Annotated in this window: 14 protein-coding genes and 3 pseudogenes; 4 read left to right on the top strand and 13 right to left on the bottom strand. The window is 68.5% G+C overall.

All coding sequences use genetic code 11. From position 1 onward, the window contains the following. Positions 1–228: 228 nt before the first annotated feature. Positions 229–729, top strand: a pseudogene (locus tag QRN67_RS22850) (site-specific integrase); the annotation flags it as partial. Positions 730–1040: 311 nt separating this feature from the next. On the opposite strand, the pseudogene QRN67_RS22845 reads toward QRN67_RS22850, so the two are convergent. The 8 genes and pseudogenes from QRN67_RS22845 to QRN67_RS22810 all read right to left on the bottom strand — a co-directional run bounded on the left by QRN67_RS22845 (position 1041) and on the right by QRN67_RS22810 (position 8142). Further along, a pseudogene (locus QRN67_RS22845) lies at positions 1041–1792 on the bottom strand (SDR family oxidoreductase). 66 nt (positions 1793–1858) lie between these two features. Next, a pseudogene (locus QRN67_RS22840) lies at positions 1859–3583 on the bottom strand (cytochrome c biogenesis protein DipZ). A 25-nt stretch (positions 3584–3608) separates the two neighbouring features. Beyond that, the gene (locus QRN67_RS22835; protein WP_285413722.1) at positions 3609–4646 is read right to left on the bottom strand and encodes an alpha/beta fold hydrolase; all 1038 of its coding nucleotides are present in this window, start codon (positions 4644–4646) and stop codon (positions 3609–3611) included. A gap of 252 nt (positions 4647–4898) precedes the next feature. Beyond that, a complete protein-coding gene (locus QRN67_RS22830) occupies positions 4899–5030 on the bottom strand; it encodes a hypothetical protein (RefSeq protein ID WP_285413721.1) in 132 nt (43 codons plus the stop codon). Between the two features lie 4 nt (positions 5031–5034). Next, positions 5035–5784, bottom strand: coding sequence for a response regulator (locus QRN67_RS22825; RefSeq protein ID WP_285413720.1), 750 nt, complete (start codon positions 5782–5784; stop codon positions 5035–5037). Further along, entirely contained in the window at positions 5781–7109 is a 1329-nt protein-coding gene (locus QRN67_RS22820) for a sensor histidine kinase (protein WP_285413719.1), read from the bottom strand. The genes QRN67_RS22825 and QRN67_RS22820 overlap by 4 nt, the downstream gene beginning before the upstream one ends. 21 nt (positions 7110–7130) lie before the next feature. Next, a complete protein-coding gene (locus QRN67_RS22815) occupies positions 7131–7553 on the bottom strand; it encodes an organic hydroperoxide resistance protein (RefSeq protein ID WP_285413718.1) in 423 nt (140 codons plus the stop codon). 232 nt (positions 7554–7785) lie between these two features. Further along, the gene (locus tag QRN67_RS22810) at positions 7786–8142 is read right to left on the bottom strand and encodes a hypothetical protein (protein WP_285413717.1); all 357 of its coding nucleotides are present in this window, start codon (positions 8140–8142) and stop codon (positions 7786–7788) included. 226 nt (positions 8143–8368) lie between these two features. On the opposite strand from QRN67_RS22810, the gene QRN67_RS22805 reads away from it, so the two are divergent. Next, entirely contained in the window at positions 8369–9211 is an 843-nt protein-coding gene (locus QRN67_RS22805; protein WP_106938058.1) for a dienelactone hydrolase family protein, read from the top strand. Here QRN67_RS22805 and QRN67_RS22800 read toward each other — a convergent pair whose 3' ends face one another. Further along, complete coding sequence (locus tag QRN67_RS22800; protein WP_285413716.1) at positions 9212–10429, bottom strand: PQQ-dependent sugar dehydrogenase; 1218 nt, start codon at positions 10427–10429, stop codon at positions 9212–9214. 17 nt (positions 10430–10446) lie between these two features. Next, entirely contained in the window at positions 10447–11103 is a 657-nt protein-coding gene (locus tag QRN67_RS22795) for a dihydrofolate reductase family protein (RefSeq protein WP_285413715.1), read from the bottom strand. Between the two features lie 199 nt (positions 11104–11302). Between QRN67_RS22795 and QRN67_RS22790 the strand changes: the two genes are divergently transcribed. Together QRN67_RS22790 and QRN67_RS22785 are read left to right on the top strand one after the other, a co-directional pair. Further along, the gene (locus tag QRN67_RS22790) at positions 11303–11590 is read left to right on the top strand and encodes an HU family DNA-binding protein (protein WP_285413714.1); all 288 of its coding nucleotides are present in this window, start codon (positions 11303–11305) and stop codon (positions 11588–11590) included. Positions 11591–11777: 187 nt separating this feature from the next. Continuing rightward, positions 11778–12278, top strand: a complete 501-nt coding sequence (locus QRN67_RS22785) for a C40 family peptidase (protein WP_234383158.1) — start codon at positions 11778–11780, stop codon at positions 12276–12278. Positions 12279–12305: 27 nt separating this feature from the next. On the opposite strand, the gene QRN67_RS22780 is transcribed toward QRN67_RS22785, so the two are convergent. The 3 genes from QRN67_RS22780 to QRN67_RS22770 form a co-directional block, all read right to left on the bottom strand. Then, positions 12306–12665: a hypothetical protein gene (locus QRN67_RS22780; protein WP_285413713.1), complete on the bottom strand. Its 360-nt coding sequence runs from the start codon at positions 12663–12665 to the stop codon at positions 12306–12308. A 1-nt stretch (position 12666) separates the two neighbouring features. Further along, positions 12667–12795, bottom strand: a complete 129-nt coding sequence (locus tag QRN67_RS22775; protein WP_267898750.1) for a hypothetical protein — start codon at positions 12793–12795, stop codon at positions 12667–12669. 85 nt (positions 12796–12880) lie between these two features. Further along, positions 12881–14179 (bottom strand): FAD-dependent oxidoreductase, encoded by a 1299-nt coding sequence (locus tag QRN67_RS22770; protein ID WP_285413712.1) that lies wholly within the window; start codon positions 14177–14179, stop codon positions 12881–12883. Positions 14180–14284 lie beyond the last annotated feature (105 nt).

Here is a 14284-nt window from a genome sequence, read left to right as displayed (position 1 = left end):
CTTCTGCCTACGCAGTTATAAGTGTGTTGCATCGACCGGTTGAATCCGCCGCCGATTGTGCCCTTTGCCCTGCGTCAAACATAGTCGCGAAAGATGATCCCTCTCAGTGAAAGCAGGTGCTGCTTCGCGGCTGCAACAAGCACAGCTGCAGTCCGGCGCGCGCATGCTGAGGCTCCCTCAACTCGATGGGAGCCCATCATGTGATCAGTAAACACTGCGAGCTGCCAGGTGCCCTGGAACGAGGGCAAGATCGTCGGCGCAGAAGGCGCCTTTCAAGCTCAAGAAAATCTGGGCGCTGCGGGTGCGGCTGCAGCTGGAGGGCCAATTGCTCGAACTGGCTCGCTTCAGCTGGGGCTTGGACAGCAAGCTGAGCGGCAGCGACCTTGTAAGGCAGATGCTCAGGGACGTATGCCAGGGGGAGCAGGTTGCACCGCGGGCGACGGTGATGCAGCAAAAGACCCAGCGTCCGGTGCAGTTTGAGCTCACGCCGGAGCCCGAGAGGCTGTCCATGCGTGGATCCACCGCACCGGCCTGCGATCGGACGACTTCCTGTTCCTGAGCCGAATGCATGGCCCGCCGCACCTTGGCACCCGGCAGTACGTACGAATACTGGCTGGCTGGGTCAGAGAGCTTGGACTGGGTCCTGCCGACTACGGAACGTACTCGATGCGACGGACGAAAGCGACGCTGATCTACCGGCGGACAAGAAACCTGCGCGAGCGTCGATTGAGCAGCGCAGATCCGTCCGCCTTGCTGCGGCGGTGACACGGATCGATGCGCTGCCAGATGGCTCGATTGCGGCGAACAGCAGACATTCAGTGGGCCACACAGACTGACTGCAGCCAGTCTGAAGCGGAAACTCCAGAATCAGCTTTGAACAAACAGCCCTTCGCAGCGGTTCATCTGCCGCGACAGCACCGCGGCCCACCTCCAGGAGGAATGGCTCCGACACAGAGTCGCCTAGCTTCAAGCAGCACTCGATTTCTAACACTCTGTCAGGGACGCGGCACCGCCCGGAGCGCTGCTTCTGCCAAGAACAACTACAGAGTCAGACCTCCGTCGATGGTCAGGCTCGCGCCCGTCATGTACCCTGACTCTAGGAGACCAGGGCCCCGATCTCCTGGGGCTTGCCGACGCGCTTCAAGGGGCTTCGCTGCGCCAGTGCTTCGGTCCAGTCCGCGGTCATGTCGGTCTCGACCGGGCCCGGCTGGATGTTGTTGACCGTGATGCCTCGCGGCGCCAGGTCCAGCGCCGCGCCCTTGACCAGGCCGGCGACCGCGGTCTTCGTGAGCTGGTAGACGCTGGAGCCGGCCTGGCCGGTGCGCAGCGCCACGTTGCTGCCGATGGTGATGATTCGCCCGCCATCCAGCACATGCGGCACGCTCGCCTGCACTGCCAGGAACACGCCACGCACGTTGATCGCCAGCATCTGGTCCAGGTCGGCCAGCGGCACCGCGTCGATGCTGCCCGCCTTGTAGATGCCGGCATTGACGACCACGACCTGCAGGGCGCCGAAGCGCTCCACGGCCAGGGCGACTGCGCTGCGAATGGCCTGGGCATCGGCGCTGTCGGCCGCGAGCGCCTAGGCACGGCCGCCGGCCTGCGCGATCTGCGCGACCAGTGCCTGTGCGCTGTCGGGCCGCGACACGTAGGTGAACGCGACGGCGTAACCGCCGGCCGCCAGTCGCTGCACGGCGGCGGCGCCGATGCCGCGTGATCCGCCGAACACCAAGGCGGCGCCGCGGGGCGTTGTTGCGTCTTTTCTCACTTCATTTTCCTTTCCGGGCGCCATGGTCCGTCACTCACCGAACACCTGCTCGCAGGCAGGACCAGAAATCAGGGGGCGCGTGCTGCGGCATCAGCCGAACGTGAATGCGTAGCCGCGCGCCCCGGAATCAAGAAAGCGGATTTCCACTGTGCGGGCCTTCACCGCGCCGCTCTGGCGCACGAGCTGGTACAGGCGGGTGGCGTCCACCACGCCGTTGCCATCGGCATCCACGTCCGTGCCGTGGTGCCGCCCGGGGGGCTGGCCGTCCAGCGTCAGTCGAAAGCGCACCGGGCCGCTGGCGCCCGCGCCGAGCACCAGGTTGGCGTCGCGGGCCTCGAAGCGCATCGCAAGGCCGCCACCCGCATCGGCCCCTTCCACGAACTAGGGCTTCAGCGTCCAGGTGCCGGACAGCGACCAGCTGTTGGACTGCAGCGCGGCGGGCGTGTAGTACGCCGGCTTGTCGGGCACGACCTTGCCGGCGACGCGTGGGCTGCTCCCCTTCTCGTAGCCAAGATAAGTCTCCGGGCTGCGCAGGGTGTCGGCGTCGGCGGCCAGGCCGGGGCCGCGCAGGTCCGGCGCCACGTTCGGCGCCGGCACAGGCTGCGCATCTCCGGTGCCGGGCGCGCCGGCCTCACGCAGCAGCTCCTCGATCACGCGCTCGGAGGCCGCGTACCCGCCCTCGCCGAACTGGTGGTGCCGCACGCGGCCCTGTGCATCGACGAAGTACAGGGCCGGCCAGTAATGGTTGTCGAACCCGCGCCAGATGCGGAAGTCGTTGTCCTGCACAACCGGGTAGGCGATCTGCAGATCCTGCAATGCGCGCCTGACATTGCCGGGGTCTTTCTCGAAGGCGAACTCGGGCGTGTGCACGCCCACCACCACGAGACCACGGTTGGCGTATTTCTGCGCCCAGGCTTTCACATAGGGCAATGTGCGCAGGCAGTTGATGCAGGAATAGGTCCAGAAGTTGACCAGCACGACCTTCCCTTGCAATGCGGCGATCGACTGCAGAGCGGCGTTGAGCCACTGCGTGCCGCCTTCCAGGCTGGCCCGCGCTGATTCCACCGGCAGCCGGGCGGGCTGCGGTGAGGCAGCAAGCGCGGCGGGAATCAGGCGTTGCAGCAGGCCGGCTTCGAGCCCGCTGTCGCCCAGGCCGCCGAACCGGGCCAGCAGGCGCGTGTCGATGCCGGTGCCCACGGCCACCACGCCGGCCAGCATGGCGACGCCCGCGATGCGGCGGCCAGAGATGCCGGGCAGCAGCCTGGCCTTCAAGGCGGCCAGCGGCCCGGCGCCGACCCGCAGCGCCACCCACAGCGCCACGCCGGCACCGGCGCCGTACGACAGCAGCAACAGCAAGGTATGGGCACCCGGCCCCGTCAGCGCGGCCGTGGCGAGCACCAGGCCCAGCACCGGGCCTGCGCACGGTGTCCAGATCAGCCCCGTGGCCGCGCCCAGCAGCGCGGCGCTGCGCCAGCCGCCGCGCTGCTGCTTGTGCGCCAGGCGCTCACCGGCCCGCACCAGCGGGGCACTCCACCACGCGGCCAGGCGCGGCGACAGCAGCGATGCCCCGAACAGGGCCAGCGCCGCCAATGCGGCCCAGCGGCCGATCTGGTTCAGCTGCACGGCCCATGCGCCCGCCACGGCGCCGAGGGAGGCCACGGCCGCGAAACCAGCGACCATGCCGGCGAGCAGCGGCAGGTTGCCCTGCGCGAAGGGCCGGTCATGGCGCGCGAAAACGAAGGGCAGCACCGGCAGGATGCAAGGGCTGAGCACGGTCAGCATGCCGGCGACAAAAGCGGCGATGGCAAGGGTCATGGCGGATCCGAAGCGGTGGTGCGGCTCAGAGCCGCGTGACGTCGATCACCGCCTGCGCGAACGCGGCGGGCGCCTCCTGCGGCAGGTTGTGGCCGATTCCGCCGTCCAGCTGGCGGTGCTGGTACTTGCCGCTGAACTTCTTCGCATAAGCGGCCGGATCGGGATGCGGCGCGCCGTTGGCGTCGCCTTCCATCGTGATCGTGGGCACGGCGATGACGGGGGCCGTGGCCAGCCGTTGCTCCAGCGCGTCGAAGCGCGGCTCGCCGGCCGCCAGGCCGATGCGCCAGCGGTAGTTGTGGACCACGATGGCCACGTGGTCCGGGTTGTCGAAGGACTGCGCGCTGCGCTGGTAGGTGGCCTCGTCGAAGCGCCAGCGCGGCGAAGCCTGCTGCCAGATGAAGCGGTTGAATGCCGCCGGGTTGGCGGCATACCCGTCGCGGCCGCGGTCGGTCGCGAAGTACGACTGGTACCACCAGGCGAACTCCGCGGCCGGCGGCAGCGGCTTGGCGTTGGCTTGCGGGTTGCCGATCAGGTAGCCGCTCACCGACACCAGCCCGGCCACGCGCTCGGGCCAGATCGCGGCCAGGATGCAGGCCGTGCGCGCGCCCCAGTCGAAGGCGCCCAGCACGGCCTGGCGGATGCCCAGCGCGTCCATCAGCGCCACGATGTCCTGCGCCACCGCGCCCTGCTGGCCGTTGCGGGGCGTGGCGTCGGACAGGAAGCGCGTGTCGCCGTAGCCGCGCAGGTAAGGCACGATCACGCGATAGCCCGCCGCCGCCAGACGCGGCGCCACGTCGACGAAGGCATGGATGTCATACGGCCAGCCGTGCAGCAGGATGGCCACGGGGCCATCGGCCGGGCCGGCCTCGGCATAGGCCACGCGCAGGTCGCCGGCGGCGATGGTCTTGAGCGATGCGAAGCCGGTGGTGCCCGTGCCCGTGGCGGCCCGTGCCGGGGAGGCGAGCAGGTTGGCGATGGGCGCGGCGGCGAGGCCCAGGGCCGCGCTGGCGAGGAAGTCGCGGCGGCGGGTGGTCGTTGCGGTTGTCGTGTGGGCGGTGTGCATGGAATGGCCTTTGGCTGCGGTTGGGACGGTGCCGGCGCGGTCTGCGTCGGCTGGCCCCTAGTACATCGCCCGGATGTATGTGGCATGTGTCGTAAGCACTCCCCGATTGCATGGCCATGTCGCGGCGGCGGGGCCGGATACACAGCCATACAAACTCGCCATCGACTGGCGCATCGCGGATGGGATGCCCTGAAACGACACCGCCACCCGGAGGTGGCGGCTGGAGGCAAACGGGTGGAGGCAGGCCGGCGCTCAGGAACGCCGCCGCCGCAGCGGCGGTGCAGCGCTGGCCGAAGGCATGGCACACGGCCGCCCCGCAGACTGGCTGATTTCGGACGCGAAACCGCCGAAGAGGAAGAACAGCGAGAACAGCAGCTTGCGCATGTCTCTATGCGTCTTGCGCTTCGACCTGCGCGGCGAACACGTAGCCCTCGCTACGCACGGTCTTGATGTAGCGCGGCTCGCGGGCGTCGTCGCCCAGGCACTTGCGCAGTCGGCTGATCATCAGGTCGATGGAGCGCTCGAACAGCTCGGCCTCGCGGCCCTGCGTGATCGAAAGGATCTGGTCGCGCGTGAGCACTTTCTGCGGATGGTCCACCAGCACGCGCAGGAGCCGGTATTCCGCGCCGCTGAGCGACACCACCGTGCCTTCGTGGTCCAGCAGCATGCGCTCCACCGTGTCCAGCCGCCAGTCGCCGAAGGCCAGGTAGCGCGCCTCGTCGGTGCTGCGCATGTTGGGCGGCAGCATGCGCGTGCGGCGCAGTACCGACTTGATGCGGGCCAGCAGCTCGCGCGCGGCGAAGGGCTTGGCGAGGTAATCGTCGGCGCCCATTTCAAGGCCCAGTATGCGGTCGGCCTCGTCGCCGCGTGCGGTGAGCATGAGGATGGGCAGCGCCTTGTGCTTGCCGCCGCGCAGGTCGCGGCACAGCGTCAGGCCGTCCTCGCCGGGCAGCATCAGGTCGAGGATCACGAGGTCGAAGGGTCCGGCGGCCTCCAGGGCCTGGCGCATGTGGCGGCCGGTGGGCGCGGTGGTCACGCGCAGACCGTTCTTCTGCAGGTAGGCGCCGACAAGCTCGCGGATCTCGCGGTCGTCGTCGACCAGAAGGATGTGGTCGGCGGCAGGCGTGGTGGTGTTCATCGGATGTCCTGATTCGTGGCGGCGGGCAGGCGCAGGCTCGCGCGCAGGCCGCCTTCGGGCCGGTTGTGCAGGGCCAGCTCGCCACCGAGCGACAGTGCCAGCTGGTGCGCGATGGCCAGGCCCAGCCCGGTGCCGCCGGTCTCGCGGTTGCGTGAGCTTTCCAGCCGGTAGAAGGGCTGCAGCACGGCGGCGAGCTGTTCCTCGGGAATGCCGGGGCCATGGTCGCAGACCTCGACCAGCACGGCACCGTCCTGAAGCCGCACGCCGACCTCGGCGCGCTCGCCGTATTTGAGCGCGTTGTCGACGAGGTTGGTGAGGATGCGGCGCAACGCGTGCGGCCGGGTGCTGAGCGACACGTCGGCCTCGTGCACGAGCGTGACCGGGCGACCGGTGTCGGCGTAGTCGTTGACGATGCTGTGCACCAACGCGTCCAGCTTCACGCGGCGCGGCGTCTCGTCGGAGCCCTGCAAGGTCTTGGCGTAGCCCACGCCCTCGTGCACCAGCGTGCGCATGGATTCGAGGTCCTGGCGGAACTTGTCGGCCTCGGGCATGTTGTCCGCCAGGTCCACGCGCAGGCGCATTCGCGTGATGGGCGTCTGCAGGTCGTGCGAGATGGCGGCGAGGATCTGCATGCGCTCCTGCACGGTGCCTGCAATGCGCCGCTGCATCGCGTTGAAGGCGCGCGCGGCCTGCGCCACCTCGGCCGGCCCGGCCTCGGCCACGGGCGCGGGCCGCAGGTCGGGGCCGAGCCGGTCGGCGGCCCGGGCCAGCTGCGCCAGCGGCCGTGTGACCAGCCGCATGCCGGCCCAGGCGCAGGCCGCGAGCACCAGCAGCTGCGCGAGCAACAGCCAGGTCACCCAGTCGGCCACCGGCATCGGCACGCGGCGCGCCAGCACATACAGCGAGGAGCCGTCGTTCAGCCGCACCTGCATGCACGCCGTCTCGGGCTGCTGCGGAAGCTGGCCCACAGCGACCACGGGAAAGGGCCGCAGCGCGTTGGTCACGATATCGGCGAAGCGCGCCAGGGCGGGCGAGGAGGGCGGCGCCATGTCCCCCACGCCCTCCAGGGAGAAGCGGTAGTTGGGCCGCTCCAGGCGCTGGAACCATCCGGCGCGCTCAGCGGCGGGCAGGCGGTCGAGGATGGCCACGGAACTCGCGATGTCGCGCTCCACGCCGCTGACCATCAGGTTCATCAGCGTCTGCCCGCGTTCGTAGCGGATCGCCGTGTAGGTCAGCACCTGGGCCAGCGCCATACCCACCACCACCAGCAGCGTGACGCGCGCCAGCAGGGTGCTTGGCCACAGCCTTCGGAGGAATGCGGGCATGGGTGGGGGCCGGTGCGTGGGTCAGGCCACCGACACCGCGACCTCGATGTTGCCGCGCGTGGCCTTGGAATAGGGGCACAGCTGGTGCGCGCCTTCGACGATGGCCAGGGCAGTGTCGTGCGGCACGCCGGGCACGAGGACCTGCAGCCGCGCCGCCAGCCTGAAGCCGTCGGCACCTTCGACCAGGTCGACCTCGGCATTGACGGCCAGCCCTTCCGGCAGGCGCACGCCCTGGGCCTGGGCCGCGCGGGCCATGGCGCCCATGAAGCAAGCCGACCATCCGGCTGCGAACAGCTGTTCGGGGTTGGTGCCCGGACCCACGGTACCGAAGCGCGTGAGCGTGACGTCGAGCCGGCCGTCGTCGCTGCGCGCGGCGCCGCCGCGTCCGCCGGTGGTCTGGGTACGGCCGGTGTAGAGAACCTTGTCTTGGGTGGTGGTGTTCATGGTCGTTGTCCGTCAGAGGGAGTTGTGGAAATGGAGGCGCGATTGTTAGGGCGCGCAGCGCTTTCTCCGAGGGTGTTCTTGACCTTGTGTAGGAGCCCGCTCATGCGGGCTACAAAACTATACAAAAGTCGCCCATCCAGCAGCGCGGGGCGACTCCGCCGCGGCCGCAGGCGATGCACGCGCCAGCCCGGCGTGCGAGCGGCGCTACAGCCGTGCCGTCTTGCAGCTCAACCTAGGACTGCGAATTCGCATCCTCGGAACGGGCACGCGGTGCGCTGCAGGCCGCACAGTAGTTCGCGGCCGGCGTTCGAAGCGGTTTTCCGCATTCGGAGCAAGGCGGCCCATAGAGACTCAGGCGATGGTGGTAGAGAGCAAAAGGATTGGCTTCTCTGAAGCCGGTGATGCGTTCGTAAGTTGCCAGCGCCTGCTCTCCGACGACCGCTTGTGCCTGACGCAAGTCAGCCCCGGTTTTCTCGCGATAGTCCCGTATCTGCTCCATGAAACCCGTGGGGAAGACCTGTCGATATTCCTCCTCCGTGAGTATTGGGAGATCGATCTTGCATCGCCAGCAGTACATGGTGGTCGCCACTGTTTCTCGATCCTTTCTATGAGGCGCATGCCTTCTGGAGGCAATAACTGCGCGTTCGACCTCACAAGTATGCGCAATTGGGTGCGCCCATTTTTTTGACTCGGCGGTCTGGCTTACTCTGAATGCTGCCGATTCGCCGTGCCTCATGGAAAGCCCGCCTGCTTGCTGGCTGTCCCGATTCGTGGCAAAAGCTGGCGTGTTCCCATCCTTATGAGGTAAATCAACCGTGTGTGATCTGAACGACCAGGAAGAACTCAAGAAGTACACCCGCCGCGACTTCGCTACGTGGGCCGCGTCCGCCGGCGTGCTGACGGCGTTGCCCAGCGTGGCCAACGCCGTGGCCGTTGCCGAGCGCGAGGTGACCATCGCCACTGCGGATGGCAACTGCGACGCTTACTTTGTCGCACCCACCTCGGGGCCTGCACCCGGCGTGCTGGTGTGGCCCGACGTGTTCGGTCTTCGCCCGGCCTTCAGGCAAATGGGTCGGCGGCTGGCCGAGTCGGGCTACAGCGTGCTGGTGGTGAATCCCTTCTACCGGCAGAAGAAGGCTCCCACTGCCGCGCAAGGCGGCCAGACGCCGATCGCTGAAGTGATGCCGCTGATGCAGGCGCTGACGCCGGCCATGCATCTGAGCGACGGCAAGGCCTTCGTGGCGTGGCTCGATGCCCAACGCGAGGTGGACAAGGCGCGCAAGCTGGGCACCACCGGCTATTGCATGGGCGGCCCGATCGCGGTGCGCACTGCCACCGTGGCCCCCGGCCGCGTAGGTGCTGTCGGAACCTTCCATGGCGCCGCCATGGTGACCGCGGCGCCCGACAGCCCCCATCGCCTGGTGGCCCAGACGCAGGCGCGCTACCTGATTGCAGTGGCCCAGAACGACGACGCCAAAGATCCCGAAGCCAAGGTCACGCTGCGCACTGCGCTCGAAAGCGCGAAGCTGCCAGCCGAGGTGGAGGTGTACCCGGCGGCCCACGGCTGGTGCCCGCCCGACACCCAGGTCTACGACGCCGCCCAGTCCGAGCGCGCCTGGACGCGCCTGCTGGCCACGTTCAGCACGGCACTGGCCTGATCATTTCGGCGTGAGCCGATACAGGCCGCCCTCGCGGTCGTCCTCGATCAGCCACAGCGCGCCATCGGGCGCCTGCTCGACGGCGCGGACGCGAAAGCCGACGGTCCAGTGCTCTGCCGGTTTCGCGATCGCGCCGTTGACCTCGATCCGGTGCAGGGCACGGCTGACGAGGCCGGGCGCGAACGCCGAGCCCTTCCATTTCGGAAACATCGCGCCGCTGTAGAACATCAGGTTGCCGGGCGCCAGCACAGGCGTCCAATAGATCGCGGGCTTGGCGAGGTCGGCGCGCGTGTCGGGGCTGGCAATGGGCACGCCGTCGTAGTTCACCGCATAGGAAACGAGCGGCCAACCGTAGTTCTTGCCCGGTTCGATGAGGTTGAGTTCGTCGCCGCCGCGCGGGCCGTGCTCGAGCTCCCAAAGGCGGCCATCCGGCGCGAATGCGAGGCCGTAGGGCGTGCGATGACCCGAACTCCATGTCTCGGACGGCGTCAGATTGGGGCCATCGAAGACATGGGTGCGCACGACCGGCGCGGTCTTCGCGGCCTCCGTGTCTCTCGGCGGATCGATCACCGGGACCGACTGCGCACCCGTCTTGCCTTCCATGGGGTTGCCGGGTGCGGGCTTGCCGTCCAGGGTCAGTCGCAGGATCTTGCCGGCCGGTTGGTTCGGGTCTTGCGCGGGGGTGAAGCGCTGCCGATCGCCGACCGTGAGAAAGAGAAACTTCTGGTCCGGCGAAAAGGCCACGGCGGCGCCGACCTGGCCTCCCTTGCCCTTGATCGGGTCACGCCAGACGACCTTCAGGTCCTCCAGCGAAGCGGTGCCGGTGCCGATCCTGAGCGTCGCGCGGGCGAGCGCCAGGCTCGAGGTACCCGGGACTTGTCCGGGCTCCGAATAGGTCAGGTAGATCGCCCCATCGCTCGCAAAGGACGGGGCCAGGTACACGCCGAGCAGGCCGTTCTGGCTTTGGTAGAGCACTGGCGGCACGCCGGTGACTTCGAGCTTCTGCCCGGACTGGGTCGTGAGGTAGAGCTTGCCGATCTTCTCGGTGACCAGCATGCGCCCGTCCGGCAGGAAGGCGATGCGCCATGGCAGGTCGAACTGCGCAACCTTCGTGAGCTTGAACGGGGGCGACGGGGTGGGGGGCAGGGTGCCGGCGTTGATCTGCGCGAACACGGGCGTTGCACTGAAGAGCAACAAGGATAGGCCCAAGGACTTCATGGATGGCATGCCCCGCGTCAGGGCGCATTGCGGCGCAGGAACACATGCGTGGCGCGCTCGCCTGCCACCTGCCGCTCGCAGCTGTAGCCCAGGGCCGGCAGGTCCAGGCCGGCGAAAAGCGCCTCGCCCTTGCCCAGAAGCACCGGCCGCACGGCCAGGTGCAGTTCGTCGATCAGCCCCGCCTTCAGGTATTCGCGCACGGTGGCCACGCCGCCACCCACACGCATGTCGCGCGTGCCTGCGGCCGCCCGTGCCAATGCCAGAGCCTCATGGATGCCGCCGGTGACGAAGTGGAAGGTGGTGCCGCCTTGCATCGTCAGTGGCGCGCGGGCATGGTGGGTCAGCACGAAGACCGGCACATGGTAGGGCGGCTCGTCGCCCCACCAGCCTTTCCAGCTCTCGTCGGGCCAGGGACCGCGCACCGGTCCGAACATGTTTCGCCCCAGGATCCATGCGCCCATCTCGGCGAAGCCCTGCTCGGCGATCTCGTTGTCGATGCCGGTCTCGCCGTTGGCCTCGCCCGTGCTGTGCATCTGCTGCCAGACGCGCGTGGGAAAGAACCAGTTCATGAGTTCGGGGCCGCGAACGCCCAGCGGATGCTCCAGGCTCTGGTCCGGGCCGGCAGCGAAGCCGTCGAGCGAAACGCCGAAACTGCGTACTAGCAATCGGGTCATGGCGGGGTCTCCTGGAAGAACGAAGCGGCAGTCTAGCGTGGGCGGTGCCTCGCGGAGGTCCCGCTTCGACCAGATGTTTCACTCTTGAAACGCATGCGCCCCGCCATCCGCCGCCGGGGCGTTTAAAGTTCGGTCCCCGGTAGCGCTTTCTCGCTACCGTTTTTTTCCAACCGCTTGATTGAAGAAAGAGCATCCCGTTTTGAACAAGACCGAACTCATCGCCGCCATCGCCACGGACACGAACCTCAGCAAGGCCGATGCCGGCCGCGCGCTCGACGCCGCGATCGAAAACCTGTCGCGCGCGCTGGCCGCCGGCGACACGGTGCAACTGATCGGCTTCGGCACCTTCGCCGTGGCAAGCCGCCCTGAGCGCACGGGCCGCAACCCGTCGACCGGCGAGCCGATGACCATCAAGGCCAGCAAGGCGCCCAAGTTCACCGCCGGCAAGGCGCTGAAGGACGCGGTCAACGCCGTCGTCGCCAAGTAAGCGGCACGCCTCGCGTCATTTTCTTTTTGCATCTTCTCCCTCCGCGGCGCCGGCGCAGCAGCGCAGACCCCGGAGGGCGTGGCCTCTTCTTCAGGAAGCGGACGCGTTCCGCGCTAGAGTGCGTGCACGTTCACAAGCTCAGCCATCCGACATGTCCGACGCACCTGTGTCAACGCCACGTTCCCGCATGCCCGCGCCACCGCGGCTGCTTCAAATTCTCGTCATCGCTGCCTGCCTCCTGATGGCGGGCTGCGCAAGCCCTCCGGGCCCGCGCCAGGGACGAGGCCCCGCACCGTCGATCACCAGCACGCCGCTCACGGACGAGCAGTCGAACAGCATCGCCATTCACGCGCTGGGGCTGGTCGGCACGCCATACCGCTATGGCGGCAACACGCCGGACGGCGGCTTCGACTGCAGCGGGCTCATCGGCTACGTCTATCTCAACAGCGTGGGGCAATCGCCGCCGCGCACGGTGGCGCGCATGTCGGACTTCGGTCAAGCCGTGGCGATGTCGCAGCTTCGCACGGGCGACCTGGTGCTCTTCGGTTCGTCCACGCCCACGCATGCCGGCATCTATGTGGGCGGCGGCCGCTTCGTGCATGCGCCGTCCACGGGCGGCGAGGTGCGGCTCGACCGGCTCGACGGCGTGTACTGGTCGCGCCAGCCGACGCAGGCACGGCGGCCCTGAGCGTCGAGCCCGGGGCGCATCGACCGGTCAGTCTTCCGCGTCGCGCTGTTTTCTTCGTCGCCAGCCGGCCCGCTCGTCCATGCGTGCCCAGGCGTTGAGCAGTGCGGCGCGCGTGATGTCTCCGGCCATGCGGATGGCGATGGCGTCGTCGGCGTTCAGCGGGCGCCAGTCGGTCGGATCTTCCGCGCGCGAGATGCTCATCCACCGGGCGCCGCAATGGCTGCACGATGCCACGAGGACGCTGCCGGTCTCGACGTGGCCGAGCATGGTCTGTTCGTCGAGTGCCGGCGTGCCGCAGCATGACCAGTAGAGCGTCATGTCGGGCCGTGCCTGTGCCTGCCGGGCCCAGGCGGCCGCGTGATACCAGAGCGTCGCGTGCAGTGCCATGTCACGCCCTCTCAGGCGGCATGCGCGGCATGCGCCGCCTGCGCGGCTTGTCGAGCCGATAAAGCCTCACCAGCGTCTCTGCCGAGACGACCCACACGGCCGCGACGGCGGCCAACCAGACGATGTCCATTGCTCACTCTTGTTCGGGAGTGGATGGAGTATCGAAAGACGCGCATAAAAACGGCATCGAATGCCGGTGGCCGCGCGTAAAAATTTCATAAAGACCTTTGCGGCGAGGTCACGTGCTCCGGCCGCACGCCCAGCCCCACCGCTCGTGCCGGCAGCCTGCGAAGCACGGGCCAGCGCGAGAGCAGCCGCAGCGGCCACGGCACGTGGCCCGCCACCGCCGTCATCTTGCCGCCGAGCACCGGCACCAGCACGCGGTCTTGCACCATGCGCTGCGCCGCCTGCGTCACGCGCACCGGCCATTCCCTTCGCCGCTGCAGCTGCGGCAACATGTCGTCGATCTGCTTGTCGGTGGCCGTGCCGGCCAGCATCGGGGCCAGCAGGTTGGCCGCGGCCACCGCGTCCTGCACGGCCAGATTGATGCCGACGCCGCCCACAGGCGACATGGCATGCGCCGCATCGCCGATGCACAGCATGCCCTTGCACGACCACGACTCGAGCCGGTCGACCGTCACCTCGAGCAGCTTCACCGCGTTCCAGTCGGGCAGTGCCTTCGCGAGCCGGTCGGCGAAGAAGGGCGCGATCTTGCCGATCTCGGCGTGGAAGGCGTCGATGCCCCGGGCCTGCAGCGCGGCGTGCCCGCCCTTGGGAATCACGAACGCGCACTGCCAGTAGTCGCCGCGGTTCAGCGTCACCAGCAAGTGCCCGGCGGCGATGTGCCCCGCGGTGGCCTCCGGGTCGCCGCTTTCCCTGGGAATGCGCATCCACAGCACGTCGATCGGTGCGCCGTAGCTGATGTGCGGCAGTGCGGCGGCATCGCGCAGCGCGGAGTGGCGGCCGTCGCTCGCAACCACCAGCGAGGCGTGCAGCTCCACGTCCTGCGGCTTCCCGGCCCGGCGCCCGCGCCGCACCTTCACGCCGTTGACGCGCCCCTTGTCCTGCAGCAGGCCGACGGCCTCGGCGTCGGTCCACAGCTCGAAGCCCGGATAGCGCCGCGCCTCGTCGCACATGAAGTCCAGGAACTCCCACTGCGGCATCAGCACCAGGAACTTGCTGTGCGAAGGCAGGTGGGTGAAGTCGGCCACGGGAAAGTTCCGGCCCTCGAAGCTCGCGCACAGCTGCTCGATGCGGTCGTGCGGGCGCTGCAGGAAAGCCTCGAGCAGGCCCAGTTCGTGCAGCACCTCCAGCGTCGACGGATGCACGGTGTCGCCGCGGAAGTCGCGCAGGAAGTCAACGTGCTTTTCCAGCACCACGACGGGGACGCCGGCCCGCGCGAGCAGCAATCCGAGCACCATGCCGGCGGGGCCGCCGCCCGCGATGCAGCAGCGCACCTGCGCCTGGCTTGCCTGGGTCGCCTGGGTTGAAGTAGGGGGAGCGGTGTCGGTCAATCGGCTGGCTCGCTTGTTGAAGACAGACCCCTATTGTTCCGGCTTGGTCCGGTTCGTGCGTGTAGGCCCGCAGGCATTGAACTGCGGGCCTCGGGCATGGGCATG

Origin of the sequence: Variovorax sp. efr-133-TYG-130, assembly GCF_030208835.1 — a bacterium.
Lineage (GTDB): Bacteria > Pseudomonadota > Gammaproteobacteria > Burkholderiales > Burkholderiaceae_C > Variovorax.
Note: the sequence above shows the minus strand (reverse complement) of the source record. Positions and strands in the feature narration are given on the sequence as shown.